Source organism: Pseudomonas sp. DWRC2-2 (assembly GCF_049897885.1).
Classification (GTDB): domain Bacteria; phylum Pseudomonadota; class Gammaproteobacteria; order Pseudomonadales; family Pseudomonadaceae; genus Aquipseudomonas; species Aquipseudomonas azotoformans_A.
The window spans coordinates 274,206-300,224 of sequence record NZ_JAFCXD010000001.1 but is presented as its reverse complement, the minus strand read 5'-3'; the positions used below and the strand labels follow the sequence as shown (position 1 = coordinate 300,224).

General features: G+C 60.4%; 29 protein-coding genes. 11 read left to right on the top strand and 18 right to left on the bottom strand.

All coding sequences use genetic code 11. The features are described from left to right. Positions 1-23: 23 nt before the first annotated feature. The 3 genes from ACP7EW_RS01625 to ACP7EW_RS01615 are packed head-to-tail and all read left to right on the top strand — an operon-like array spanning position 24 to position 3,050. On the top strand, positions 24-1,388 hold the full coding sequence (locus ACP7EW_RS01625; protein WP_426214840.1) for an MFS transporter: 1,365 nt from the start codon (positions 24-26) through the stop codon (positions 1,386-1,388). Positions 1,389-1,435: 47 nt separating this feature from the next. Then, positions 1,436-2,566: an MFS transporter gene (locus tag ACP7EW_RS01620; RefSeq protein WP_016979669.1), complete on the top strand. Its 1,131-nt coding sequence runs from the start codon at positions 1,436-1,438 to the stop codon at positions 2,564-2,566. A gap of 16 nt (positions 2,567-2,582) precedes the next feature. Then, positions 2,583-3,050 carry an MEKHLA domain-containing protein gene (locus ACP7EW_RS01615; protein ID WP_426214837.1) on the top strand — a complete coding sequence of 156 codons (468 nt, stop codon included), beginning with the start codon at positions 2,583-2,585 and terminating at the stop codon, positions 3,048-3,050. Here ACP7EW_RS01615 and ACP7EW_RS01610 read toward each other — a convergent pair. Continuing rightward, positions 3,047-3,568, bottom strand: coding sequence for a DUF3087 family protein (locus ACP7EW_RS01610; RefSeq protein WP_426216357.1), 522 nt, complete (start codon positions 3,566-3,568; stop codon positions 3,047-3,049). The genes ACP7EW_RS01615 and ACP7EW_RS01610 overlap by 4 nt on opposite strands. A 114-nt stretch (positions 3,569-3,682) precedes the next feature. Between ACP7EW_RS01610 and ACP7EW_RS01605 the strand changes: the two genes are divergently transcribed. The 4 genes from ACP7EW_RS01605 to ACP7EW_RS01590 all read left to right on the top strand — a co-directional run bounded on the left by ACP7EW_RS01605 (position 3,683) and on the right by ACP7EW_RS01590 (position 5,637). Then, a complete protein-coding gene (locus ACP7EW_RS01605; protein ID WP_016979666.1) occupies positions 3,683-3,859 on the top strand; it encodes a hypothetical protein in 177 nt (58 codons plus the stop codon). 14 nt (positions 3,860-3,873) lie between these two features. After that, positions 3,874-4,074 (top strand): DUF6021 family protein, encoded by a 201-nt coding sequence (locus ACP7EW_RS01600; protein WP_426214835.1) that lies wholly within the window; start codon positions 3,874-3,876, stop codon positions 4,072-4,074. A gap of 308 nt (positions 4,075-4,382) precedes the next feature. Next, positions 4,383-4,829 carry a GNAT family N-acetyltransferase gene (locus ACP7EW_RS01595; RefSeq protein WP_426214834.1) on the top strand — a complete coding sequence of 149 codons (447 nt, stop codon included), beginning with the start codon at positions 4,383-4,385 and terminating at the stop codon, positions 4,827-4,829. Between the two features lie 292 nt (positions 4,830-5,121). Next, complete coding sequence (locus ACP7EW_RS01590) at positions 5,122-5,637, top strand: GNAT family N-acetyltransferase (protein ID WP_426214833.1); 516 nt, start codon at positions 5,122-5,124, stop codon at positions 5,635-5,637. Positions 5,638-5,743: 106 nt separating this feature from the next. Here ACP7EW_RS01590 and ACP7EW_RS01585 read toward each other — a convergent pair whose 3' ends face one another. Then, positions 5,744-6,157, bottom strand: coding sequence for a hypothetical protein (locus ACP7EW_RS01585; RefSeq protein WP_426214831.1), 414 nt, complete (start codon positions 6,155-6,157; stop codon positions 5,744-5,746). 114 nt (positions 6,158-6,271) lie between these two features. After that, on the bottom strand, positions 6,272-7,159 hold the full coding sequence (locus tag ACP7EW_RS01580) for a LysR substrate-binding domain-containing protein (protein WP_426214829.1): 888 nt from the start codon (positions 7,157-7,159) through the stop codon (positions 6,272-6,274). A gap of 107 nt (positions 7,160-7,266) precedes the next feature. On the opposite strand from ACP7EW_RS01580, the gene ACP7EW_RS01575 reads away from it, so the two are divergent. Further along, positions 7,267-7,590, top strand: coding sequence for a carboxymuconolactone decarboxylase family protein (locus tag ACP7EW_RS01575; protein WP_426214827.1), 324 nt, complete (start codon positions 7,267-7,269; stop codon positions 7,588-7,590). Between the two features lie 6 nt (positions 7,591-7,596). Then, positions 7,597-7,971 (top strand): tautomerase family protein, encoded by a 375-nt coding sequence (locus ACP7EW_RS01570; protein WP_426214825.1) that lies wholly within the window; start codon positions 7,597-7,599, stop codon positions 7,969-7,971. A 108-nt stretch (positions 7,972-8,079) separates the two neighbouring features. Here the strand turns inward: ACP7EW_RS01570 and ACP7EW_RS01565 are convergent, their stop codons facing one another. Further along, on the bottom strand, positions 8,080-8,316 hold the full coding sequence (locus ACP7EW_RS01565; RefSeq protein WP_016979650.1) for a DUF6555 family protein: 237 nt from the start codon (positions 8,314-8,316) through the stop codon (positions 8,080-8,082). Positions 8,317-8,436: 120 nt separating this feature from the next. Here ACP7EW_RS01565 and ACP7EW_RS01560 point away from each other — a divergent pair, with 120 nt between their 5' ends. Next, positions 8,437-9,261, top strand: coding sequence for an arylamine N-acetyltransferase family protein (locus tag ACP7EW_RS01560; RefSeq protein WP_426214823.1), 825 nt, complete (start codon positions 8,437-8,439; stop codon positions 9,259-9,261). A gap of 136 nt (positions 9,262-9,397) precedes the next feature. Next, the gene (locus ACP7EW_RS01555; protein ID WP_426214821.1) at positions 9,398-10,150 is read left to right on the top strand and encodes an outer membrane beta-barrel protein; all 753 of its coding nucleotides are present in this window, start codon (positions 9,398-9,400) and stop codon (positions 10,148-10,150) included. A gap of 57 nt (positions 10,151-10,207) precedes the next feature. On the opposite strand, the gene ACP7EW_RS01550 is transcribed toward ACP7EW_RS01555, so the two are convergent. The 14 genes from ACP7EW_RS01550 to ACP7EW_RS01485 all read right to left on the bottom strand — a co-directional run bounded on the left by ACP7EW_RS01550 (position 10,208) and on the right by ACP7EW_RS01485 (position 25,707). Then, entirely contained in the window at positions 10,208-10,522 is a 315-nt protein-coding gene (locus ACP7EW_RS01550) for a helix-turn-helix domain-containing protein (protein ID WP_426214819.1), read from the bottom strand. A 244-nt stretch (positions 10,523-10,766) separates the two neighbouring features. Then, positions 10,767-12,230: an NADH-quinone oxidoreductase subunit NuoN gene (gene nuoN, locus ACP7EW_RS01545; RefSeq protein WP_426214817.1), complete on the bottom strand. Its 1,464-nt coding sequence runs from the start codon at positions 12,228-12,230 to the stop codon at positions 10,767-10,769. 7 nt (positions 12,231-12,237) lie between these two features. Beyond that, positions 12,238-13,770: an NADH-quinone oxidoreductase subunit M gene (gene nuoM / locus ACP7EW_RS01540; protein ID WP_010209575.1), complete on the bottom strand. Its 1,533-nt coding sequence runs from the start codon at positions 13,768-13,770 to the stop codon at positions 12,238-12,240. A gap of 40 nt (positions 13,771-13,810) precedes the next feature. Continuing rightward, positions 13,811-15,664, bottom strand: a complete 1,854-nt coding sequence (gene nuoL / locus ACP7EW_RS01535) for an NADH-quinone oxidoreductase subunit L (RefSeq protein WP_033896839.1) — start codon at positions 15,662-15,664, stop codon at positions 13,811-13,813. Then, complete coding sequence (nuoK, locus tag ACP7EW_RS01530) at positions 15,661-15,969, bottom strand: NADH-quinone oxidoreductase subunit NuoK (protein WP_003174727.1); 309 nt, start codon at positions 15,967-15,969, stop codon at positions 15,661-15,663. Before nuoK ends, nuoL begins: the two co-directional genes overlap by 4 nt. Positions 15,970-15,971: 2 nt before the next feature. Further along, positions 15,972-16,475, bottom strand: a complete 504-nt coding sequence (nuoJ, locus tag ACP7EW_RS01525; RefSeq protein ID WP_016974946.1) for an NADH-quinone oxidoreductase subunit J — start codon at positions 16,473-16,475, stop codon at positions 15,972-15,974. A gap of 9 nt (positions 16,476-16,484) precedes the next feature. Then, positions 16,485-17,033, bottom strand: coding sequence for an NADH-quinone oxidoreductase subunit NuoI (gene nuoI / locus ACP7EW_RS01520; protein ID WP_003174725.1), 549 nt, complete (start codon positions 17,031-17,033; stop codon positions 16,485-16,487). Positions 17,034-17,044: 11 nt separating this feature from the next. Continuing rightward, positions 17,045-18,052, bottom strand: coding sequence for an NADH-quinone oxidoreductase subunit NuoH (nuoH, locus tag ACP7EW_RS01515; RefSeq protein ID WP_017137518.1), 1,008 nt, complete (start codon positions 18,050-18,052; stop codon positions 17,045-17,047). After that, complete coding sequence (gene nuoG, locus ACP7EW_RS01510; RefSeq protein ID WP_426214814.1) at positions 18,049-20,763, bottom strand: NADH-quinone oxidoreductase subunit NuoG; 2,715 nt, start codon at positions 20,761-20,763, stop codon at positions 18,049-18,051. Before nuoG ends, nuoH begins: the two co-directional genes overlap by 4 nt. A 135-nt stretch (positions 20,764-20,898) precedes the next feature. Then, a complete protein-coding gene (gene nuoF / locus ACP7EW_RS01505) occupies positions 20,899-22,254 on the bottom strand; it encodes an NADH-quinone oxidoreductase subunit NuoF (protein ID WP_003174722.1) in 1,356 nt (451 codons plus the stop codon). Further along, complete coding sequence (nuoE, locus tag ACP7EW_RS01500; RefSeq protein WP_033896837.1) at positions 22,251-22,748, bottom strand: NADH-quinone oxidoreductase subunit NuoE; 498 nt, start codon at positions 22,746-22,748, stop codon at positions 22,251-22,253. Before nuoE ends, nuoF begins: the two co-directional genes overlap by 4 nt. 2 nt (positions 22,749-22,750) lie before the next feature. Then, positions 22,751-24,535 carry an NADH-quinone oxidoreductase subunit C/D gene (nuoC, locus tag ACP7EW_RS01495; RefSeq protein WP_426214812.1) on the bottom strand — a complete coding sequence of 595 codons (1,785 nt, stop codon included), beginning with the start codon at positions 24,533-24,535 and terminating at the stop codon, positions 22,751-22,753. Between the two features lie 73 nt (positions 24,536-24,608). Further along, positions 24,609-25,283, bottom strand: coding sequence for a NuoB/complex I 20 kDa subunit family protein (locus ACP7EW_RS01490; RefSeq protein ID WP_016975544.1), 675 nt, complete (start codon positions 25,281-25,283; stop codon positions 24,609-24,611). A 10-nt stretch (positions 25,284-25,293) separates the two neighbouring features. Next, the gene (locus ACP7EW_RS01485; protein ID WP_003219575.1) at positions 25,294-25,707 is read right to left on the bottom strand and encodes an NADH-quinone oxidoreductase subunit A; all 414 of its coding nucleotides are present in this window, start codon (positions 25,705-25,707) and stop codon (positions 25,294-25,296) included. Between the last annotated feature and the right edge of the window lie 312 nt (positions 25,708-26,019).

Below are 26,019 nucleotides of genomic sequence, written 5' to 3'. Positions count from 1 at the left end.
TTTGTCACCTGCGCGGATTGTCCATGTCTTCTGTTGCCGATGGGTTGCCCCTCAATAAACGCCTGCCGGCCGTGATGGCGATCTCCCTGGGGATCGGCATGGCGACCCTGGACACAGCCATCGTCAACACGGCGTTGCCGACCCTAGCCGAGGGGATTGGCACCGATTCCGCCTCGGTGATCTGGGTGGTGAACGCCTACCAGTTGGCGATCATCGCCACGGTGCTGCCGTTTGCGTCCCTCAGTGATGTGCTGGGGCATCGCCGGGTGTACCTCGGCGGGTTGCTGCTGTTTATTGTCTCGTCGTTGTTTTGCGGGCTGGCCGGCTCGTTGGTCACCCTGACGGCGGCGAGGGTGGTGCAGGGGCTGGGCGCGGCGGCGATCATGAGCGTGAACACGGCACTGCTGCGGCATATCTACCCGTCAAAAATGTTGGGTCGGGGGCTGGGTTACAACTCGCTGGTGGTGGGGTTGGCGTTTACCCTGGGGCCGACCGCCGCATCGGCGATTCTGTCGGTGGCGACCTGGCACTGGCTGTACCTGATCAACGTGCCCTTGGGGTTGCTGGCGCTGGCGTTGGGCGTGCGCTCGTTGCCGACCTTGCCGATGACCGGGCACGCGTTCGATCGCCTTGCCGCTGTGTTGTGCGCGGGGCTGTTTGCCTTGTTGGTGCTGGGTTTGGGCACGGCGGTGCACGGCGCCCAGGGCGCCTTGACCTTGGGCCTGATCGCCGTGGCGCTGGTGTGCGGCGCATTGCTGCTGCGGCGCCAGGCCGGGCACCCGGCGCCGATGCTGGCGCTGGACCTGTTCAAGCGCCCGGTGTTTGCCTTGTCTTCCCTCACTGCCATTTGCGCGTTCAGCGCCCAGGGCCTGGCCTTTGTGTCGCTGCCGTTCCTGTTGCAGGCGGTGCTGGGGCATAGCCAGGTGGAAACCGGTTTCCTGATGACGCCGTGGCCCGCGGTCGTGGCAGTAATGGCGCTGGTGGCGGGGCGCCTGGCCGACCGCGTTAACCTGGGCGTGTTGTGCGGCATCGGCCTGTTGATGCTCAGCCTGGGCATGGCCGCGCTCGCGACCCTGGGCAGCGGTGCTTCTGCGTTTGATATCGGCTGGCGCATGGCATTGTGCGGGGCCGGTTTCGGCTTCTTCCAGTCACCCAACCTCAAGGCGTTGATGACCAGCGCGCCGTTGGCCCGCAGCGGCGGGGCCAGTGGCATCGTGGCGATTTCGCGGTTGTTGGGGCAGACGCTGGGCGCGTCGTTGGTGGCCTTGTGTTTTCACCTGTCCCTGGGCAGCGGACCGCAATATGCACTGTGGCTGGGCTGCGGGTTTGCCTTGGTCGGTGCGGTGGCCAGTGGTCTGCGGTTGTTTCCCTATGGGAAAAAGCGCTGATTAACGCTACCGTGGCGACCTGAATATTTCGGGATGTTTCCAGATTTATGTCCAGCCTGGCCCTCCGCACCGCTGATACCCACTCCCGCCGCGCCGCGCTGACCCTGGCGTTATGCCTGCCCAGCGACGTGTTGCTCTACCTGCTGCTGCCGATGGAATCCCAGGCCTTCGGCATCACCCTGGCCCAGGCCGGTGTGCTGCTGGCGGCCAACCGCCTGGTGCGGATTTTCGGCTATCGCCATGTCCTCAATTTCTACGCGCGCAACGGCGACCGCCTGACCTGCATGATCGCCGCCGGCGCCGCCACCCTGTGCGCCGTGGGCAACTCGCTGCTGTCCGGCTTCGCCGCGTTGCTCTGCCTGCGCCTGGTGTGGGGCCTGTGTTTTGCTGCGTTGAACCTGTCGACCCAAGTATTGGCCACCTCGGAACCCGCTGGTGCCGCACGCCGGGCCGGGCGTTCCCGCGCGCTCATCGCCCTGGGGCCGATGCTGGCGTTGCCCTTGGGCGGCTGGCTCACATTAATGGCCGGGCCGCGTCCGATCTTTCTGATTCTGGCCGGCTGCTGCCTGGTGGGCTTGTGGATGGCGCGCGGCTTGCCTACGGTCGGGCATGACTTGCACAGCACGCCGGGGCGGCGCTTCAAGTGGCCGGACAGCGTGGCAATGTGGTCGTTTATCGAAGGGGTGGCGCTGGACGGCCTGTTTATCTTCGGCCTGTCGATCCAGGCGCAGAAGCTGCTGGGCGGCGATGCGGTGCTGATCGCCGGCGGCCTGATGGCGCTGCGGTACGTCTCGGAAATGCTCCTGAGCCCCCTGGGCGGTCGCGCGGCCCAGCGGTTTGGCGCGACCTCGATGCTGTTGCTGTTTTCGTTCCTGAGTGCCCTGGCCCTGACCGCATTTGGCAGCTACTGGGTGATTGTCGGCGCGGCGGCGGTGCTGGTGTTGCGTGCGCTGCAACTGCCGCTGGTGACGACATTGGTGGCTGAGCGCAACCCTGGTTCCATGCGCGTGTCCGCGCTGGCCTCGAACGCCGTGTGGCGCGATATCGGCGCCGGCCTCGGGCCCTTGCTCGCCGGCTTGCTGCTGCCGATCGCCTCGGCGCCCTGGGTGTTTGGCCTGGCCGGTGCGGCCATTGCCGTCAGCGCGGTGTTCTGCTGGCGGGCAAAGATTTCCAACTGACGATGTGAGGGTGTGCGTGTCCCATCAAGAAGACTTCGTAGGCGTGCTGGACAAGGCGTATCGACACTGGACCGGCCAGGGACTGCCGGCCCCCGACCACCTCGACCCGCAACAGCGCCTGGCCTGGCTGCACCGCGACGCGCCCTACAGCCTGCTCGCCCATGACGGCGCCGCAGACCCGCGTTTTACCTACGTGAATGACTGCGCGTTGCAGTGCTTCAAATACCCGCGCGAACGCTTCATCGGCATGCCTTCACGCTTCAGCGCCTCGGAACTCGACCGCGCCGCGCGCCAGGTGCTGCTGGAGCAAGTCACCGCCAACGGCATCGCCGACGGTTACAGCGGCTGGCGCGTAGATGCCTTTGATCAACCCTTCATGATCCACGCCGGGGTGGTGTGGACCCTGCTCGACGACGCTGGGCAACCTTGCGGCCAGGCCGCGCTGTTCTGGCCCGACGCGCAACGCATCGGCGTGCTGGCCTAAGCGTTTTTAAAGGCCTCCAGCCACGCGGGATCGAACCGGGTCTGCTCGGGATTGATCCCCAGCGCCTGCATCTTGGCCTTATGCGCCTCGACCTCAGCGACCAGTTGCACCTGGGCGCTGGAGTTGGCGTCCAGCTCATGCATCTGCGTCAGGCCCAAGTGATAAAAGCGCAGCACCTTGATCGCCGTCGGGTCATTCGCCTGCACCCGCTCAGTGACCTTGTGCATCACGTTGGTCACGCTCATCAGGTTACGCTTGAGCTGCCAGCCATACACCGCCGCCGTCAGCCACGGCTGGCTCCAGAACGGCCCGCGCACCAGCGCCACCGTAATCAGCACCCCGGCGAACACACCGCCGACATTAAAGCGGAAATTATCCCCGCCAGGCTCGCCAAACAGCATCACCGCCAGGCTCGACAGCAACATCGCCAAGGCCAGGAACAGCACCGCCACCATCAGCGTGCTGCGCCGGGTCTGTTGGCGGAAGGTGACAGGGTCGCAGGGTTTGAGCTCGAACATCCGGTTCATGCCTCCAGAAGGGGCACGCATCATCTCACGCCTGGGCAAACAAGTTGAACGATGGCGCACGGCGGTTTCTCTAAACCTGTGTAGACCCCTTTGAGGTGAACCATCATGTCCGACTACAACCAGCCACCGCCCGGCACCCCAAACCCTGACCGCACACCCGGAGAAGAAGAGCGCGACAACGATGCGTTGCGCCCCAACGACCCGGCGGAGCGTCAGGACGACGACGTGGAACGCGTCGAGGAAGACCTGGAAAACCTGCATGACAAGGCCCGCCCACTTTGAACGAGGAGAACGCCGTGAGTAACCCACCCAAAGGCCCGGCTTCGGGCGAGCATTCCAGTGGCAAGGATGAGTTGGGGTTTGACCCGGATTCGCCGGATGTGGCGGATCCGCAGGTAGACCCGATAGGGCCGGCGATTGCGCCGTTGGATAAGGAGAAGAAACACAAGGATGAGAAAAAGCCGCCTTATGATCCGCTGGGCGACTTGAAGCCTTGAGTCTGTGCGACCTTCCCACACCTGCATCCTGCAGAAGGTAAGGAGTTGACCTGCATCAGTCAGTCACTGACCATTGGTCGCCCACATGCCAGACGGCTGTAGCGGGGAGCCCGACCGGGAGTTTCTGACCTTCCTGCGCTATGTGTGGAATTTCGACCGTGACTCGCGCCCTGGCATCGAGAAAACGCGCCCGGCGGTGGGGCCAGAGGTGCCGACTGTCCAGTTGCAAAATCGCCGGCAAATAGAGGCGTTGCTCAAGGGTTTTCCAGCCACGCCGCCAGTGTTTTTTGCCAAGCCAGGGAGTACGGATGAACCAGACGGAGATTCAACCGATCACACACCTACCGCCACAGATCGCTGACCTTGAGAACGCGGCGGTGGCTGAGGGTTTCAGGTTTCTTACCCGATTGATCTCGGAGTGGCAGTCAGGCGCTAATCGCTTCGATGCGCCTGGAGAGTGCCTGATGGCAGCTTATTTGAACGAGCGACTGGTGGGGATCGGGGGGCTTTCAGTTGATCCCTACGCTGAGGCCAGTGTCGGGAGGTTGCGACGTGTGTACGTGGTGCCTGGTTCTAGAGGGCAGAATGTTGGTCAGAGGCTGGTGAATGCGCTGCTTGTTCATGCTGCTTTGCACTTTAGAAGCGTGAGGCTTAATACCGATACTGTCGAGGGAAGCGCGTTTTACCTGCGCTGTGGCTTTGTGCGGGTAGAGGATGGGGATGCGACTCATAGGGTGGAGTTGAGTAACGATTGATGTGGGTAGGTTTCGGCCAGAAGCGGACATTCGTGTCTACGTCCGCTGCGGGTGCTCGTAATTCGGAAGCTCGATCGCATCACCCTTCGGAGAAAGGATTTTTCCGAATAAGGTCCTTAATCCCGATGCGGTGCCGCACAGTCCCAGACTTGTGCCCACGCCGCTGATGGCCGAAAAGGGGACAGATTTATTTTTCCAGAGATAAATCTGCCCCCTTTCCCGGAAGAAACGATCAGCATGATACTTTTCTTGGACACGAACGGAGTGCTGCACCTCTGACAAGGAAACTACAATGCCCATCGATACCCGCGAAATCTGCATTCAGTCGCCACGCCTGAGTATTGAGCCATTCTGCGCGCAGGACGCTGTTGAATCCTTCGCTTGTATAACTGCGTCGTTGACGCGCTACATGTCGTGGGAACCATCTGCCTCTCTTGATGAGTATGCAAAAGTCTGGCGGCAGTGGCTGCCTTCAATCGCAGATGGCAGCGACTTTGTGTTCGCGATTAGACAACTAGACGATGCTCGTTTTACTGGCCTGGTTGGGTTACATGATACCCACAGTGAAGCACCGGAACTGGGTATCTGGATTCGTGAAGATAAACACGGGTTGGGCTTTGGAGGTGAAGCGGTCCAAGCGATTGTTCAGTGGGCCAGCCAGAGATTGGAAGCAAAAAATTTCATCTACCCGGTTGCGACGGACAACCATGCGAGTCGACGTATTGCCGAGGCTCTGGGTGGGATCATCTTCGAGACGCGCACATCAGCCAAATACGACTCGGTTGTTTACCAAATACCACCGGTGTAATCATCTTTATCAAGCCCGTCGACGGACTGCTTCTGGCCGAAAGCAGTCGTTCGTGAGTGGCAGCTCTCTGCCAGAAGCCGTCATTTAGGCAGAAAAACTCCACCCACTAACCCCGCTTTTTAACCGGCACAGCCCAATGCCTCAGCCCTTCCTCAGCATACTTGCTAACGCCTGTGTCGAACTGCTGCGCCATAAGCTCCAACGCTACCTTCGAATCGCCAGAGCCAATACGCGCTAACGCATAAGCGCACTTGCGCTGAAACTCTTTCAGGTTGCCCCACCTGACCAGGTATTCGAAATTTTTCTGCGCGGCTTGCGCAATCGCGGACGTCGCGCAGTTTTCCCCGATTAGCCCCAACTCAAAAACGATATCTTCATGCTCTTCATGCCAGTCTTCCAACAGGAGTTTCGCCAAAAGTGGCGCGGTCATGTGTGCGTCGACACCGGCGAGTGCAGCCCAGAAGGCCGCACTGTCGTTGGCTCGCAAGGCGAACTCGGCTTTCTCATACAGCCCGCTCATGGGAACGTCGCTCCTGGCTATAAACAGATGTGTGGAAAACTGCTGGGGTTTGGATTTATGTCGTCCACTCTAAGCCATTGCCATCGTCCGAGTTGAACCCTCGGTTGCTTTCGATCATTTCGTAAGCGTGAATCGAAACGCCTGTTCTTGGAGGCTCGTTTTGATTAACGCGACCAATTGTTGGGTGGCGGGACTCGGGTCGTCGTTATCGCAGTGAAGCACATAGCCAAGGCTTGGCACGGGGGGCAGGCCCGACACAACGGTCAAGTGGCTCGGCAGCCCAATGCGGGTTCGCAGTGTCAGGCCCAGTCCGGCGGCGACGGCAGCCCAGATACCGCCCACGCTGGGGCTGGTCAGGGCAATTCGCCAGGGAATGTGTGCGGCATCCAGCGCCTGGGTGGCGGCGCTGCGCAATAGGCAAGGCGCGTCGAACAGGATCAATGGCAACGGTGAGTCGTCAAGGGCCGTCAGCAGTGGTGTATCGCGGGCGCCGATCCAGTGCATCTGTGTTTCGCCAAGATGTGTGGCATAGGGCGACGTGTGCCCGGTGTCCCAGGTCAGGGCGAGGTCCAGATTAGAGCGTTCGACCAGCGCTAGCAGTTCGGCGTTACGGGCGATCCTGACTTCGAGATTGATCCTCGGGTGTGTCTGGACGAAGCGTCGCAGGATATCGCTCAGGAAATGTTCCCCGAAGTCTTCTTGAAGTCCGAGGCGTAGGGTCCCGGCGGTTTGACCTTCGCTTAGGGTCTGAAAAATGCCGTCGTTCAGCTCCAGCAACCGGCGGGCATGACTGAGCAGTGTTTCTCCCGTGGGGGTCAAGGCCAGCCCGCGACCGGACTTGGCCAGGATCGGCGTACCGACCTGCTCTTCGAGTTTCCTCAATTGAGCGCTGACGGCAGACGTCGAACGACCGAGACGATCCGCCGCTCTGGCAAAACTGTTGAAGTCCACGCCGGTGACGAAGGTACGCAATACGTCAAGATCGAAGGTTGGGCGGCGCATTCGACAGTCCACTAATTCGGGATAATGGGTGCTATTAAATCTGATATTCGGGACTATCGCGAGTTGATAGTTTTTCCTCGTCAATAGGGACTTCAGGGGGAAAAACGATGATCACGGGGCGAGAACACCAGAGCAGCTACCCGCAAAAATTTGCCGAGCTGACTGACGACGTATTGTTTGGTGACATGTGGACGCGTACGCAATTGAGTCCCCGTGAGCGCAGCCTGGCGACCGTGGCCGCGCTGGTGGCGATGTACCGTCTGGAACAGCTGCCTTTTCATTTGAAACGTGCACTGGATAACGGCTTGAGTGTTGACGAGCTGGCCGAGGTCATCACCCATCTCGCGTTTTATTCAGGTTGGCCAACAGCCGCCTCGGCGTTAAATGTGCTCAGTGAACTACAGGCCAGCCTTCCAACACCTCAGGAGTAACCGTTGATGCCGTTTGCACGAATTTCACTGCACCGTGGGAAGTCGGTCGAGTATCTACACGCGTTGTCTGAAGGGTTGCACGACGCCTTGGTCGAGAGCTTCGAAGTGCCGAAGACCGATCGCTTCCAGGCTATTCACCAACATGAAATTGGCGAGCTGATATTCGACCCCCATTACTTGGGTGGGCCGCGTAGCCATGACTTTGTGCTGATCGCGATCACCGCAGGCCGGCCTCGAAGTATTGAGACCAAACAGCGTTTTTACCGTGATCTGGTTGGAAAATTGGAGCGGGCGACGGGGCTGAACGTGGAGGATGTCATGGTGGTGATTTCTACTACAGCCGGTGACGAGTGGTCGTTTGGAGGCGGGCGGGGCAACTAGCTAGCCTGCGGGTTTATGCATCGCTTGTACAGATGGCCGAAAGGCGTCGTTCGCGAATAGCCGCTACTGCCCAGAAAGCCCCGCCTCACCCAGCGGGGCTTTTCCCCCTCACTTTGGCGCCACCCACGTCACCTCCGTAATCCCAAACTTCTCCGCCCACGGTCGGGTCGTCTTCTTCACTTGCTCGTGCCCAACCCGCCCCACGCGGCTCACATGGGCGATATCGGCATCCACCGCCGCCCAGTGCCAGGCTTCGGCGTTGTTCATCACTTCGGCGCGCACCACAAAGGATTTTGGCTTGCCGTGCAGCTGGTAGTTGATGGTGTAGATTTTTGCGGTACTCATGTTGCCTCCCTGTGTTGTTATAGATGGATAGGGCAGCGTTCAAAAAGGTTCATTCAAAATGACAATCTGCCTGTCGGCGCGGCATAGTGTCGCCTTCCTCCCGCGCCCAAGGATTGCGCCATGTCACTGTTGACCCATAGCCGCCTCTATCTGCAACGCCTGGGTTATGACTCGCCGCCAGCGCCGACCTTGCACACCCTGCGGGAGCTGCAACTGCGCCATGTGTGCACCTTTGCGTTCGAGAACCTGTCGAGCCTGATGCGCTTGCCGGTGCCAATCGATTTGGCCAGCGTCGAGCAGAAAGTGCTGCTGGCGGGGCGGGGTGGGTATTGCTATGAGTTGAACCAGATGTTCCTGGCGCTGTTGCAGGAACTCGGCTTTGACGCGCGTGGTATCACGGGGAGGGTGGTGATGGGCGGGCCGCCGGATGCGCGGACGGCGCGTACTCATCGTTTGAGCCTGGTGACGTTGGATGGCGTGCGCTATATCACCGATGTCGGCTTTGGCGGCATGGTGCCCAGCAGTCCGTTGCGGTTGGACACTGAGGTGGTGCAAGCCACTGCCCATGAGCCATATCGGGTGACCTTCGACGGGCAGGGCAGCTACACCCTGTGGGCGAAAGTGGCCGAGGAGTGGCGCGGGCTGTATGTGTTCGACCTGCAGGTGCAGGCGGCCATCGATTATGAAATCGGCAACTGGTATGTCTCCACCCATCCGGACTCGGTATTTGTTGGCCAATTGAAGGTCGCGCGCTTGGCTGCGGGTAAGCGCCATACCCTCAACAACGCCCATTATGCGATTCACTATCTGGACCGGCCGAGTGAAAAGCGCGCCCTCGCCAGTGCCGACGAGGTGTTGCAGTTATTGACTGAAACCTTTGGGCTTCGCGTGCCGGTCACGCCGGCGCTGCGCACTGTGCTTGATGGCTTGGTAATGGCTAATTGATAGAAGTGTTGAGTTAGAGCCTTCGCTGAACCGTTTTACCTCCAAATCAACGCAAATTAATTCGAACCTTTGGCGCCTGCCGGGGTTCGAAGCGGTTCCTGAATAATTTGCTCACCAGACAAGGAGATGTAAAACGATGTCCAAGCTATTCGGAAAATTCCTCAAAGGTTCCTCGCTGCTGGCGCTGGTCGCTGCGCCTGCTGCGGTGTTCGCTGCTCCGTCCACCGATCCGATTTCCACCTTCGGGATCCTGGGCAGCTACAACGATTTCAAGTTCGAAGGCGGCAGCGAGAGTGACAAGAGCCACATGCCCGAGGCGGGCCTGTTCTATAACTTCGGCAACAAGCTCACCGCTGAATCCGGCTTTATCTACCAGGCCGTTATCGAAGCCAAGTACGGCGAAAAGAGCGACAACAAACTCAAGGAAGGCCAGGCTGACCTGGATCTCGGCTGGCGTGCCGCGCTGGATGCGCGCAACTTTGTCGACGTGATCGTTGGCGGTGGCTACAGCTGGACCCGTTACGAGCCAGAGATCAACGACCTCGACGTGAAACTCACCAACAAGTCGCCGTTCGCCAAGGCAGCTCTGGGCTATAACCACCAGTTCGATGACATGACCCTGCGTGTTGAAGCCGGCGCCCGCCGTACTATTGATGGCCGCACCAAGCTCAAGGTGGAAGATTTCGGCAGCGACACCGTGGACCTCAAGGACCGCACCAACCCCTACGCCGAAGTCAGCCTGCTGATGAACCAGAAGGGCGACCTGCCGGTGGTCGCGGGCCTGTACTACACCCGCACCGAGTACAAGCTCGACGGTGATTCCGAAGTGGCCGACAACACCAAGCTCAAGCGCAACGAGTACGGCTTCAAGGTCGGTATCGCGTTCTGACGCCGCCGCAATGAAAACGCCCCGAATGTTCGGGGCGTTTTTTTGGGTAATTGCAGGTCAACCCAAGGCAGCAAGTTGCGCCACGGTCTCAGGAAAACGTGCCACCAGGCGAATCAGCGTGGCAGCCTGGGCATTCGGCTTGGCCCGGCCTTGCTCCCAGTTCTCCAGCGTACGTGTATTGGTGCGCAGGTACATGGCGAAGACCGCGCGGGAGAGGTTGAGCTGTTGGCGCACGGCGACCACTTCCTCTGCGGTGAGCGGCCCCAGGTGGTTGAGATGAACCTTGTGGGTCCGCAGGGTGACTTTGCCTTGGCGTTCGTCTGCCAGGGCGTCGAAGCCTTCGACCAGTTCGGAAAAGATTTCACGTTTCATTAATTTTTCTACGTAGGTTGCGTATGAAGTGGCAACTTTACGTTTTGATGAGAAGCGCTGGATGCCAGCCATGGTATGTGTGTCCAGTCAGAAAAATCTGATGTGGGCGCACCAACTGCCGGGTAGGCCTTTGTGGTGAGCGGGCTTGTTGTGGCGAGGGAAGGGAGCAAGAGATGTACTCAGCGTCGCAAACGCAAAACGGCGCCCGAAGGCGCCGTTTTGTTGACTGCATCCCGCTAAGCGATCAAACGCCCAGCACCGCGTGCTGCACCAGGGTGAGCAGCGGTTGTGGGTACACGCCCAGGAAGAACGCGAGCAGGGCGATGGCCAGCAGCATCACGCCGCCTGCCTTCTGTTCCCAATGCAGCTCGGCATCCACACGGCGCAGGTTTGGCTCGATCAGGTACAGGGTGACCATCACGCGCAGGTAGTAGAACACGCCGATGGCGCTGCCCAATACCAGGGAGGCAACCAACCACCATTCGTGGGCTTCAACACCGGTGGCGACGATGTAGAACTTGCCGATAAAGCCCGCCGTCAGCGGGATACCGGCCAGGGACAGCATCATCACGGTCAGTACGGCGGTCAGGTACGGACGGCGCCAGAACAGGCCGCGGTATTCGTACAGGGCGTCGGCGTCGCGGCCTTTGAATGGCGAGGACATCAGCGTGATCACGCCGAATGCACCCAGGCTGGTGATCACGTAGGTGACCAGGTACACGCCCATGGCTTCCACTGCCAGGCCTTTGCTCGCCACCAGGGCGATCAGCAGGTAGCCGAAGTGAGCAATGGAGGAGTAACCCAGCAGACGCTTGAGGTTGTTCTGGGTCAGGGCCAGCAGGTTACCGAACAGGATCGACGCAATGGCGATCACGGTCAGCACGGTGCTCAGCACGCCGGTGTTGGCAGCAGGGGAGATCTGGAACAGACGCACCATCACCGCAAACACGGCAACCTTCGACGCGGTGGCCAGGAACGCCGCTACCGGCGCCGGGGCGCCTTCGTACACGTCCGGGGTCCACAGGTGGAACGGCACCAACGACAGCTTGAACGCCAGGCCAATCAACATCATGGCCAGGCCCAGTTGGGCGATTGGCGCAGGCATTTGGGTAGTGGCCAGGGCGTGACCGATACCGGTAAAGCTCAGGCTGCCGGCTTCGGCGTAGAGCAGGGCCATACCAAACAACAGGAACGCGGAACCGGCGGCCGACAGCACCATGTACTTGATGCCGGCTTCCAGGGAGCGCTTGTTGAAGAAGGCGTAGGCCACCAGGCCGTAGGTCGGGATCGACAGCAGTTCCAGGCCGATGAACAGGCCCGCCAGGTGCTGTGCGCTGACCAGCACGATACCGCCGGCCGCAGCCAGCAGGATCAGCAGGTACAGCTCTTCCTTGTTGCCTGGGTAACCGGTGCCGCCTTCGCCCATGTAGGCGTGGGCGAGGGTGACGCACGCCAGGGTCGCGACCAGGATCAGCGCGATATACAGCAGTGCGAAGTCATCCACCATCATCAATGGCGTGACCGCCAGTGGCGCGACCTTGAGGGCCGGGATGATCGACAGCAGGGCCAGGTTGAGACCGGCACAGGACAGCAGGAACGTTTGCGAATGATTGCGGCGCCAGGCGATTGCCAGCATCACCACCACGATGGTGAGGCTGGTAATCAGCAGCGGCGCAAGCGCGATAAAGTGTTGGATCGTGAATTCCATAGCGCTCTTACCGGGCCGAAGCGAGTTGAGAGAAGGCGGTGCCGAACCACTGCTGCACGCCATGCATCGTCGCGGCAGAAGTGTCCAGGAACGGTTGCGGGTACACGCCGATGTAGATCAGCAGCACCGCAAGGCCGAGCACCATGATCAGTTCGCGAGCATCCATCCCTTGCAGGACGGTGTCGGACTTGGCCGGGCCGAAGTAGGCGCGGTGGATCATGATCAGCGAGTAAACCGAACCAAACACCAGGCCGGAGGTAGCAATCGCACTGATCCACGGTGTTTGCACGAATGCACCCATCAGGATCAGGAACTCGCCGATGAAGTTGCCGGTGCCCGGCAAGCCCAGGGACGCGGCGGCGAAGAACAGGCTGATCGCCGGCAGGTACGCGATGCGCGACCACACACCACCCATTTCACGCATGTCACGGGTATGCAGGCGCTCGTACAGCTGGCCACTCAGGATAAAGAGGGCAGCGGCCGAGACACCGTGGGCCAGCATCTGGATTACTGCGCCTTGCAGCGCCAGTTGGCTGCCGGAGTAGATGCCGATCAGTACGAAGCCCATGTGGGAAACGGACGAGAAGGCAATCAGACGCTTGATGTCGGTTTGTGCGAACGCCAGGAACGCACCGTAGAAGATCCCGATCAGACCCAGGGTCATGGCGATCGGCGCGAACTCGGCCGAGGCATTCGGGAACAGCGGCAGGGCGAAACGCAGCAGGCCGTAGGCAGCGGTTTTCAGCAGGATACCGGCCAGGTCCACGGAACCGGCGGTCGGCGCCTGTGCGTGAGCGTCAGGCAGCCAGGAGTGGAACGGCACCACCGGCAGCTTCACCGCGAACGCGATGAAGAAGCCCAGCATCAGGATGTACTCGGTGGTCAGGGACATCTTGGTTTTCAACAGGTCGGCGTAGTTGAAGGTAATCACGCCAGTGTTGTTGAAGTTGACCAGTACCAGGCCCAGGATCGCCACCAACATGATCAGGCCGGAAGCCTGGGTGAAGATGAAGAACTTGGTCGCCGCGTAGATCCGGGTTTTCTTGCCGTCCGAAGAACTGTGACCCCAGAGTGCGATGAGGAAGTACATCGGCACCAGCATCATTTCCCAGAAGAAGAAGAACATGAACAGGTCGAGGGCGAGGAACACGCCGACAACGCCGCCCAGGATCCACATTAGGTTCAGGTGGAAGAAGCCCACGTGACGCTGGATCTCTTTCCAGGAGCAGAGTACCGAGAGGATACCCAGCAGGCCGGTCAGCAGGATCATCAACAGTGACAGGCCGTCGAGGGCCAGGTGCACGTTGATGCCGAAGCGCTGGATCCACACGTGCTTGAATTCAAGCGCGAAAGTCGGATCGACACCCGGTGCCGGAGCAAATGAATAGTCACCATGGGCCCACAGCCAGAGGCCGAGTGCGAGTTCCAGGGACATGGTCAGCAACGCAATCCAGCGGGGGAGGGTGGCGCCGAAGCGTTCACCCATCCAGCAGAGCAGGCCGCCGATGAAGGGGATCAGGATTAGCCAGGGCAGAATCATGACAGGCTCGTTTCCTTTCGCAGGTTCGCAATATTCATAGTCAGACCGCTACCACAACGATGGCGCCGATCACCAGTACGGCACCGGCTGCCATGGAAGCGGCATACCAACGCAGTTGACCGGTCTCGCTGCGGCTCAGGGCGGTGTGACCGGCCTTGGCGGCACGCGGGATCAAACCGATGGTCTGGTCGAGCGGGTCTTTGCGCAGTACATGGCTGATGGCTAGGTAAGGCTTGACGAACAGTTTGTCGTAGATCCAGTCGAAGCCCCAGGCAGCGAACCACCAGGCCGACAGGAAACGGCCAATGCCACTGTTGGCCACGGCGGTCACGAAGCGACGCTTGCCGAGGAACAGCAGGGCTGCCAACAGGATACCGGCGATGGCGATGGCGCCCGAGGCGATTTCCAGGCTGTGCTTGGCAGCGCCACCGGCATGGCCGGCGCTTTCTGGCAGGACACCGGCCAGCGGTGGGGTGATCAGGGCGCCGATGAAGGTCGACAGGATGATCAGCACCGACAACGGCAACCAGTGCGAGATGCCATGGCCTGCGTGTGCTTCGGTCTTGGCTTCACCGTGGAAGGTGATGAAGATCAGGCGGAAGGTGTACAGCGAGGTCATGAACGCACCCACCAGGCCTGCGTACAGCAGGTTCTGGTTACCGCTGGCAAAGGCTTCCCAGAGGATTTCGTCTTTCGAGTAGAAACCGGCGGTCACCAGCGGCAGGGCTGCGAGTGCGGCACCACCGACGATGAAGCTGGCGTAGGCCAGTGGCAGTTTCTTCCACAGGCCGCCCATCTTGAAGATGTTCTGCTCGTGGTGGCAGGCAACGATCACCGCACCGGAAGCAAGGAACAGCAGCGCCTTGAAGAAGGCGTGGGTCATCAAGTGGAAGATCGCCGCGTCCCAGGCGCCAACGCCCAGGGCCAGGAACATGTAGCCGATCTGGCTCATGGTCGAGTAGGCGAGGATACGCTTGATGTCGGTCTGTACCAGCGCGGCGAATCCGGCCAGTACCAGGGTCACGCCGCCAACGATGCCCACCAGGTGCAGGATATCCGGCGCCAGGGTGAACAGGCCGTGGGTACGGGCGATCAGGTAGACACCGGCGGTCACCATGGTTGCGGCGTGAATCAGTGCCGACACCGGGGTAGGACCGGCCATCGCGTCCGCCAGCCAGGTTTGCAGCGGCAGTTGCGCGGATTTACCGACAGCACCACCCAGCAGCATCAGGGTCGCCAGGGTGATCCAGAAGTCGCCAACCTGGAATTTCTGTGGTGCCAGCACCAGCAGTTCCTGGATGTTCAGCGTGCCCACCTGTTGGAACAGGATGAACAGGCCGATGGCCATGAACACGTCACCGATACGGGTGACGATGAAGGCCTTGAGTGCTGCGTTACCGTTGTTGCGGTTGCTGTAGTAGAAACCGATCAACAGGTACGAGCACAGGCCCACGCCTTCCCAGCCGAAGTACAGGAACAAAAGGTTATCGCCCAGCACCAGGAACAGCATGCTGGCGATAAACAGGTTGGTGTACGAGAAGAAGCGCGAGTAACCGGCTTCACCGCGCATGTACCAAGACGCGAACAGGTGGATCAGGAAGCCCACACCCACCACCACGCCAAGCATGGTGATCGACAGGCCGTCGACGTAGAGGGCGAAGTTGGGCTTGAAGCCCTCCACCGACATCCACTGCCACAGCACGAGAGTGTAGTGACCGCCTTCCGGCGGGGCCACGTTGAATTGCCAGATGACGTAGGCGGTCACGATGGCCGAGAGGCCAATGGAGCCCACACCCACCAGGGCCGAGAGGTTTTCCGACCAGCGTCCGCGAGAGAACGACAGCAGCAGGAAACCGATCAGGGGGAATACGAAAGTCAGAAAGATCATGTTCATCCGCGCATCTCACTGGCAGCGTCGATATCAAGCGTGTGGAAGCGACGATACAGTTGCAGCAGGATCGCCAGGCCGATACTGGCCTCGGCGGCTGCCAGGCTGATCACCAGGATGAACATGACTTGTCCATCCGGCTGGCCCCAACGTGCACCTGCAACGATGAACGCCAGTGCAGCGGCGTTCATCATGATTTCCAGGCTCATCAACACGAACAGAATGTTACGGCGAACCATCAGGCCAACCAGGCCAAGGCAGAACAGGATGCCGGCGACCGCCAGACCATGCTCCAAAGGGATAGCAGGCATCGTCATTGCTCCTTGGCTTCGTTGCGGCCCAAGTGGAAGGCGGTGATAGCTGCGGCGAGCAGCAGCATCGAAGCCAGTTCGACCACCAGCAGGTACGGGCCGAACAGGCTGATGCCCACGGCTTTCGCGTCTACGGTGGTGTGGCCGATGGCCTGACCGCTCTGGTGAGCGAACAGCACATACAGCAGTTCACCCAGCAGCAGCGCTGCCAGGATGACCGGGCCGAGCCAGATGCCGGGCTTGAGCCAGACGCGCTCCTGGGCGACCGAAGCCGGCCCCAGGTTGAGCATCATCACCACAAACACGAACAGCACCATGATGGCGCCCGCATAGGCGATCACTTCCAGCACGCCGGCGAACGGGGCGCCGAGTGCGAAGAAGGTCATGGCCACGGCGATCAACGAAATGATCAGGTAGAGCAGGGCGTGCACAGGATTGGTGTTGGTGATCACGCGAAGCGTGGACACGACTGCAATACCGGACGCGAAATAGAAAGCGAATTCCATCTTTCTTCCTTAAGGCAGCAAGCTCTTCACGTTGATCGGCTCGGCTTCGTTTTGTGCGGCGCCTTTCGGCTTACCGGCAACGGCCATACCTGCAACACGATAGAAGTTGTAATCAGGGTTTTTACCGGGACCAGAGATCAGCAGATCTTCTTTCTCGTACACCAGGTCCTGACGTTTGAACTCGGCCATCTCGAAATCCGGCGTAAGCTGGATCGCGGTGGTCGGGCAAGCTTCCTCGCAGAGGCCGCAGAAAATGCAGCGCGAGAAGTTGATGCGGAAGAAGTCCGGGTACCAGCGACCGTCTTCGGTTTCAGCTTTCTGCAGGGAGATGCAACCCACCGGGCACGCCACGGCGCACAGGTTGCAGGCTACGCAACGCTCTTCGCCATCGGGGTCGCGGGTCAGCACGATACGGCCGCGATAACGCGGCGGCAGGTACACCGCTTCTTCCGGGTATTGCAGGGTGTCGCGTTTGCGGAAACCGTGACCGAACACCATCACCAGGCTTCGCAACTGGGTACCGGTACCCTTAACGATGTCGCCAATATATTTGAACATGGGTCAAATCCTCACTGAACCGCGCCGGCTGGCGTGTTCAACAACACAACGGCAGCCGTCACCAGCAAATTGATCAGGGTCAGTGGCAGGCAGAAGCGCCAGCTGAAATCCATCACCTGGTCGTATCGTGGACGCGGAATGGACGCGCGCAGCAGGATAAACAACATGATGAAGAACGCGGTCTTCAGGAAGAACCAGAAGAACGCCAACTGCGGCAGGATGCCGAACGGACCATGCCAGCCGCCGAAGAACAGCGTGACCAGCAGGGCCGAGATCAAGATGATGCCGATGTACTCGCCAACGAAGAACATGCCCCATTTCATGCCGGCGTATTCAATGTGGTAACCGTCGGCCAGTTCCTGTTCCGCTTCCGGCTGGTCGAACGGGTGACGGTGAGTCACGGCGACGCCAGCAATGAAGAAAGTACAGAAGCCGAAGAACTGCGGAATGATGAACCACAGGTTCTGCGCCTGGTACTCGACGATGTCGCGCATGTTGAACGAGCCGACCTGCACCACGATGCCCATCAGCGCGAGGCCCATGAACACTTCATAGGACACGGTCTGGGCCGAAGCCCGCAAGCTGCCCAGCAGGGCGAACTTGTTGTTGCTCGACCAACCGGCGAACAGCACCGCATAGACCGACAAACCGGCCATGGCGAAGAAGAACAGCAAGCCGATGTTCAGGTCCGCCACGCCCCAGGTCGGGGTGATCGGGATGATCGCGAAGGCGATCAACAAGGCGCTCATGGCCACGACCGGTGCCAGGGTGAAGATCACCTTGTCGGCAAACGGCGGGGTCCAGTCTTCCTTGAAGAACATTTTCAGCATGTCGGCGGCGATCTGGAACATACCGAACGGGCCAACGCGGTTCGGACCGTAACGGTCCTGCCACCAGCCCAGCAGGCGACGTTCGACGAAGCTGAGCAGGGCGCCCGCGACGACCACGGCCAACAGGATCACGATGGCCTTGACCACCGAAATGATCACGTCAATTACTTCCGGCGTGAACCAAGTCATTGCGCTGCCTCCTGCAGACCGTCAACGGTTTTGCCAAAGATCGCCGCTGGAATGCCGGCGAAACCTTTCGGCAGTGCAACCAGGCCAGCGCCCAGCTCGTCGTTGATGCGCAGCGGCAGACGCAGGGTCTGGCCGGCCACGTTCAGGCTGAGCAAGGCACCGTCGTTGACGCCCAGGCGGTCGGCTTCGGACTTGGCCAGGGCAACGTAGGCGGCTGGGATGCGCTCTTGAACCGGCGCGGCTTTGGAAGAGTTCTCTTCGCTGCCGAACAGGTGGAAGAACGGCACGACCTGCCAAGTACCCTGGGCCGGGTTGAACGGACGCGGTACGGCAGAGAACCAGTTCAGCGAATCACCGGTGCTTTCGATCAGGCGGGTGCCCGGGTCGCCAGCACGGATGTGACCACCGACTTCGTCCTGGAACTTGTTCCAGGCCTGCGGCGAGTTCCAGCCTGGCGACCAGGCGAACGGCACCTGCTGACGAGGCTCGACCGAACCCGAATAACCTTCCATGGAGAAGGCAAACGCGGTGTCCGGGTCTTGTGGAGTGCGCGGTTCGTGCACGCTGATGTTGGCGCGCATGGCCGTACGACCGGAATAACGCAGCGGTTCACGGGCCAGTTTCATGCCCTTGATGCGGAACGCGGCGGACGGTGCAGCGTCGACGATCCGTGCCAGTTGCGGCGCGCTCGCGGCGGTGGCGGCGGTGACGTGGTCGAGTTGGGTCCAGTCGATCGGCTGGTTCAGCAGGGTGGCGCGCAGGGCATGCAGCCAGCGCCAGCCTTCGTGAACCAGGATGCTGGCGTCCATGTACTTCGGATCGAACACCTGGAAGAAGCGCTGGGCGCGGCCTTCCTGGCTGACCAGGGTACCGTCGCCTTCGGCAAAGGTGGCGGCTGGCAGGACCAGGTCGGCGCGCTCGCTGGTGGCGGTCTTCTGGTGGTCGGCAACGATCAGCACCTTGGTGGCGTTGAGCGCAGCGTCGACCTTGGCGGCATCGGTGCGGGTGTACAGGTCGTTTTCCAGCACCACGATGGCGTCGGCTTTGCCGTCGGTCACGGCTTGCAGGGCCGCGTCCAGGGACTCGCCACCGAGCATGGCCAGGCCAAGGCTGTTGGCTTCAGGCACGACCAGGCTGATGGAACCGTTCTTGTCACGCAGTTTCAAGGCCTTGGCGATGTTGGCAGCGGCTTCGATCAACGCCTTGGAACCCAACGAGGTGCCGGCGATGATCAGTGGACGCTTGGCGGCCAGCAGGGCGTCGGCGATACGCTGAGCCAGTTCAACGGCTTCAGTGTCCAGGCCTTCGACGGCAGGTGCGCTGGCGTCCAGGGCGTGGGCCACGGCGAAACCGATGCGGGCCAGGTCGTCTGGGGCTGCGTGCACACATTCTTCGGCGATGTCGTCGAGCTTGGTTTCAGCCAGGCTTGCAATAAACAGCGGGTTCAGCGCGTGCTGGCCGATGTTTTTCACGGCGGCGTCGAGCCACGGCTGTACGCGCATGGCGTCGGCCATGTCTTCGGCCTTGCCTTTGACCGACTGGCGCAGGGACAGGGCGATGCGCGCGGCGGTCTGGGTCAGGTCTTCACCGAGCACGAAAATGGCGTCGTGGTCTTCGATGTCGCGCATGTTCGGCACCGGCAGCGGGCTGTCGTTCAGCACTTGCAGGACCAGGCGGATGCGCTCCAGCTCAGCGGCTTCGATACCGGAGTAAAAGTGCTCGGCGCCGACAAGTTCACGCAACGCGAAGTTGCTTTCGAGGCTGGCGCGTGGCGAACCGATACCGACGATGTTGCGGCCGCGCAGCAGGTCGGCGGCTTTATCCAGCGCGTCGTCCAGGCTCAGCTTGCCGCCGTTGGCCAGCAGTGGCTGACGCGGGCGGTCTTCGCGGTTGACGTAGCCATAGCCGAAACGGCCACGGTCGCACAGGAAGTACTGGTTCACCGAACCGTTGAAGCGGTTTTCGATGCGACGCAGTTCACCGTAGCGCTCACCCGGGGAGATGTTGCAACCGCTGGAGCAGCCATGGCAGATGCTCGGGGCGAATTGCATGTCCCACTTACGGTTGTAGCGCTCGGAGTGCGTCTTGTCGGTGAACACACCGGTCGGGCAGACCTCGGTGAGGTTGCCGGAGAACTCGCTTTCGAGCACGCCGTCTTCAACGCGACCGAAGTACACGTTGTCGTGGGCGCCGAACACACCGAGGTCGGTGCCGCCGGCGTAGTCCTTATAGAAGCGCACGCAACGGTAGCAGGCGATGCAGCGGTTCATTTCGTGGGAAATGAACGGGCCGAGGTCCTGGTTCTGGTGGGTACGCTTGGTGAAGCGATAACGGCGCTCGTTGTGGCCGGTCATCACCGTCATGTCTTGCAGGTGGCAGTGACCGCCTTCCTCACAGACCGGGCAGTCGTGGGGATGGTTGGTCATCAGCCATTCGACGACACTGGCGCGGAACGCCTTGGATTCTTCATCGTCGATGGAGATCCAGGTGTTGTCGGTGGCTGGGGTCATGCAGGACATGACGATACGACCACGGGTGTCGTTCTCGTCGGTGTATTGCTTGACCGCGCACTGGCGACAGGCACCGACGCTACCAAGCGCGGGGTGCCAGCAGAAATACGGGATGTCGAGGCCTAGTGAGAGACATGCCTGTAACAGGTTGTCTGCCCCATCGACTTCGAGCGCTTTGCCGTCTACGTGGATAGTGGCCATGGTTCAAAGTTCTTCGTTGGCCCGTTGTCAGCGGGCGTGGCTAATGGAATCTTGTTATTCATGGGCATCAACACAGCCTTTACGGCGTCAGCCCATGAGAAAGCGAAGGGCACGGACCCTTCGCCTTTTTAAGCGTTACGCGCCGACTACGATCGGCCTTGCCAGAGGCGGGACGGCGGCGCTGGTAGGCGCGATGCCGGCTTCGAACTCCGAGCGGAAGTATTTGATGGCACTGCCCAATGGCTCCACGGCGCCCGGTGCGTGAGCACAGAAGGTCTTGCCAGGGCCGAGGAAACCGACCAGGCCGAGCAGGGTTTCGATATCACCCTCGCGACCTTCGCCATTTTCCAGGGCCATCAGCAGCTTCACGCTCCACGGCAGACCGTCGCGGCATGGGGTGCAGAAGCCGCAGGATTCACGGGCAAAGAACTGCTCCATGTTGCGCAGCAACGAGACCATGTTCACCGTGTTGTCCACCGCCATCGCCAGGCCCGTACCCATCCGGGTGCCGACCTTGCCGATGCCGCCGGCATACATCTGTGCGTCGAGGTGCTCGGGCAACAGGAAGCCAGTACCGGCGCCGCCTGGCTGCCAGGCTTTCAAGGTGTAGCCGTCGCGCATGCCGCCGGCGTAGTCCTCGAACAGCTCGCGTGCGGTCACGCCGAACGGCAGCTCCCACAGGCCAGGGTTCTTGACCTTGCCGGAGAAACCCATGAGCTTGGTGCCCATGTCTTCGCTGCCTTCACGGGCCAACGATTTGTACCAGTCCACGCCATCGGCGATGATTGCCGGCACGTTGCACAGGGTTTCAACGTTGTTCACGCAGGTCGGCTTGCCCCACACGCCGACGGCGGCAGGGAAGGGCGGCTTGGAGCGTGGGTTGGCGCGGCGGCCTTCGAGGGAGTTGATCAGTGCGGTTTCTTCACCGCAGATATAACGCCCGGCGCCGGTGTGCACGAACAGTTCGAAGTCAAAGCCGGAACCGAGGATGTTCTTACCCAGCAGGCCAGCGGCCTTGGCTTCTTCTACGGCACGGTTGAGGTGCTTGGCGGCGGTGGTGTACTCGCCACGCAGGAAGATATATCCACGGTAGGTTTTCAGCGCACGGGCACTGATCAGCATGCCTTCGATCAGCAGATGGGGCAGTTGCTCCATCAGCATGCGGTCTTTCCAGGTGTTCGGCTCCATTTCATCCGCGTTGCACAGCAGGTAGCGGATGTTGATGGATTCGTCTTTTGGCATCAGGCCCCACTTAACGCCAGTGGGGAAGCCTGCGCCGCCGCGGCCTTTAAGGCCGGCGTCTTTCACGGTCTGGACGATATCGTCCTGGGCCATGTCGGCGAAGGCTTTGCGCGCCGCCGCGTAACCGTTCTTGGCCTGGTATTCGTCGAGCCATACCGGCTCGGCATCGTCACGCAGGCGCCAGGTCAGCGGGTGGGTCTCAGGCGAACGCTTGATCAGGTTGGCCGGGCCGAAAGATGTAAGGGTCATGGGTAGCCCTCGAGCAATTGGGTCACGCCAGTTGCCTGCACGTCACCGAATGTGTCGTCGTCGATCATCAACGCCGGCGCCTTGTCGCAGTTGCCCAGGCAGCACACCGGCAGCAGCGTGAAGCGGCCGTCCGGAGTGGTCTGGCCGAGGCCGATGCCCAGTTTGGTCTGGATCGCGTCAACCACTTTCTCGTGGCCACCGATGTAGCAGACCATGCTGTCGCACACACGAATGATGTGGCGGCCAACCGGCTGACGGAAGATCTGGCTGTAGAACGTGGCCACGCCTTCAACGTCGCTGGCAGGGATGCCGAGGATCTCGCCGATGGCGTAGAGGGCGCCGTCCGGCACCCAGCCACGTTCCTTCTGGACGATCTTCAAGGCTTCGATCGACGCCGCGCGCGGGTCTTCGTAGTGATGCAGCTCGTGCTCGATGGCCGAGCGCTCGGTTTCACTCAGGGTGAAACGGTCTGTCTGGATAAGCGTGCTGTTCATGCTTAGCGGTCCACGTCGGCCATAACGAAATCGATACTACCCAGGTACGCAATCAAGTCCGCGACCATCTCGCCTTTGATCACCGAAGGGATCTGCTGCAAGTGGGCAAAGCTTGGGGTACGGATCCGGGTGCGGTAGCTCATGGTGCCGCCATCGCTCGTCAGGTAATAACTGTTGATACCCTTGGTCGCTTCGATCATCTGGAAGGATTCGTTGGCCGGCATGACCGGGCCCCACGAAACTTGCAGGAAGTGCGTGATCAGGGTTTCGATGTGCTGCAGCGTGCGCTCTTTCGGCGGCGGCGTGGTCAGCGGGTGATCCGCCTTGTACGGGCCTGCCGGCATGTTGCGCATGCATTGCTCGATGATTTTCAGGCTCTGGCGCATTTCTTCGACGCGCACGATGCAACGGTCGTAGGCATCGCCATTGGACGCCAACGGGACTTCGAATTCGAAGTTTTCGTAGCCCGAGTACGGACGCGCTTTACGCAGGTCGAATTCGCAACCGGTGGAACGCAGGCCAGCACCGGTGACGCCCCATTCCAACGCCTCTTTGGTGTTGTACTGGGCGACGCCGATGGTACGGCCTTTGAGGATGCTGTTGTCCAGCGCAGCCTTTTGGTACTCGTCCAGACGCTTGGGCATCCAGTCGATGAATTCCTTGACCAGGCGCTCCCAGCCATTGGGCAGGTCGTGGGCCACGCCGCCGATGCGGTACCAGGCCGGGTGCAGGCGGAAACCAGTGATGGCTTCGATAACCTTGTAGGCGCGCTGACGGTCGGTGAAGGTAAAGAACACCGGGGTCATGGCGCCGACGTCCTGGATATAGGTACCCAGGAACAGCAGGTGGCTGGTGATCCGGAAGAACTCGGCCATCATGATGCGGATGGTATCGACGCGGTCGGGCACCTTGATGCCGGCCAGCTTCTCGACCGAGAGCACGTACGGCAGGTTGTTCATCACGCCGCCGAGGTAGTCGATACGGTCGGTGTACGGGATGAAGCTGTGCCACGACTGACGCTCGGCCATCTTCTCGGCACCACGGTGGTGGTAACCGATGTCCGGCACGCAGTCGACGATTTCTTCGCCGTCCAGTTGCAGGATGATACGGAAGGCACCGTGAGCCGAAGGGTGGTTCGGGCCCAGGTTGAGGAACATGTAGTCCTCGTTGGTGCCGGAGCGTTTCATGCCCCAGTCTTCCGGACGGAAACGTGCGGCTTCCTCTTCAAGCTGTTGCTTGGCGAGGTTGAGGCTGAACGGATCGAATTCGGTGGCGCGGGCAGGGAAGTCCTTGCGCAGCGGGTGACCTTCCCAGGTCGGCGGCATCATGATGCGCGTCAGGTGCGGGTGGCCTGGGAAGTCGATACCGAACATGTCCCAGACTTCACGCTCGTACCAGCTGGCGTTCGGCCAGATACCGGTGACGGTCGGGACGCTCAAGTCGCTTTCGCTTAGTGCGACCTTGATCATCACGTCGCTGTTACGTTCCAGCGACATCAAGTGGTAGAACACGGTGAAATCGGCGCCGCTCGGCAGCCCTTGACGCTTGGTGCGCAGACGCTCGTCCACGCCATGCAGGTCATAGAGCATGACGTACGGCTTGGGCAGGTTGCGCAGGAAGGTCAGGACCTCGACGAGCTTGGCGCGCGCCACCCACAGCACCGGCATACCGGTGCGTGTGGCCTGGGCGGTGAAGGCGTCAGTGCCAAAACGGTTATTGAGTTCGACGACCACATCCTGGTCGTCTGCCTTATAAGGCGGGATGTACAGAGCGCTGCCTGTAGTCATGGTTTTTTTATCGCTTTCGGTCAACGTAAAGAATGAAGCCAGGTGTTCGTTCTATTTAAAGAAGCGGGCTGGATCAGACTTCGTCAGGGCTGCGCAGGTTGGTGACTGCGATTCGCTGTTCGCGGCGCTCTTCCTTTTGCGAAGGCATCTCGGCGCGGTACACGCCTTGATCGCCAACGACCCAGGAAAGCGGGCGACGCTCCTTGCCGATCGATTCCTGCAGCAGCATCAAGCCTTGCAGAAATGCTTCAGGGCGGGGCGGGCAGCCAGGCACGTAGACGTCCACGGGCAGGAACTTGTCTACCCCCTGAACGACGGAGTAGATGTCGTACATGCCACCCGAGTTGGCGCACGAACCCATGGAGATAACCCACTTCGGTTCGAGCATTTGCTCGTAGAGGCGCTGGATGATCGGCGCCATCTTGATGAAGCAGGTGCCGGCGATAACCATGAAATCCGCCTGGCGCGGCGATGCCCGGATAACTTCGGCGCCAAAGCGCGCGATGTCGTGGGGCGCCGTGAAGGCGGTGGTCATTTCCACGTAGCAGCACGAAAGACCGAAGTTATACGGCCACAGGGAGTTTTTACGCCCCCAGTTGACCGCGCCACTCAGCACGTCTTCAAGCTTGCCCATGTAGATGTTTTTGTGGACTTGATCTTCTAACGGATCGGAGACGGTTTCCCGTTCGCCGATGGGGTACTGATCGTTAGGAGCATCCGGGTCGATCCTGGTGAGATTGTATTGCATCGCCAAAGCCTCATTGTTTCAGCTTCGCTTGCCGCTTACGACGAGCTTCCGGAGCCCAGTCAAGGGCGCCCACTCGAAATAGGTAGACAAGGCCTGCCAACAGAATTGCTATGAAAACGAGAGCTTCGACGAATCCGGTCCAGCCGCTTTCGCGGACGGACACAGACCAGGCAAAGAGAAAAAGGGCTTCGATATCGAAGATCACGAACAGCATCGCGACCAGATAGAATTTGGCTGAGAGCCGCAAGCGGGCGCCACCTGTAGGCAGCATGCCGGACTCGAACGGTTCATTTTTGCTGCGGCCCCAGGCTTTTGACCCGAGGAGGCTGGAGACACCGAGCATGAAGGCGCAGAGGCCGACAACACCGAGGAGGAAAATGGCAAAGCCCCAGTTGTGGGCCATGAGTCCTGTCGCTTCGGTCATGCTGGAAATCCTTAACAGAGAGCAAAAGTCTCTGAGCTCGAAAAAGTAACGATGCAGTGACGATATGTCGCACTGCAATCAATCGCGGTGATTTTATGGCTAAACACCGGGCAAGTAAAATTCCTATAGCGAAATTATTCGATGGAATAAGGACATAGTGCACCTTCTTGGGGCTGTAGCCCTTGTGCGGCGGGCATTAGCGGGCATTTAATCAAATGTGTTTTGGTTATCCTGTAACGAAGTTTTCATGCCCTAAATGATAATGAATATTGTTTGCGTGGGGTTTAAGCGAATGTTTCTCGTGTGGCGAGG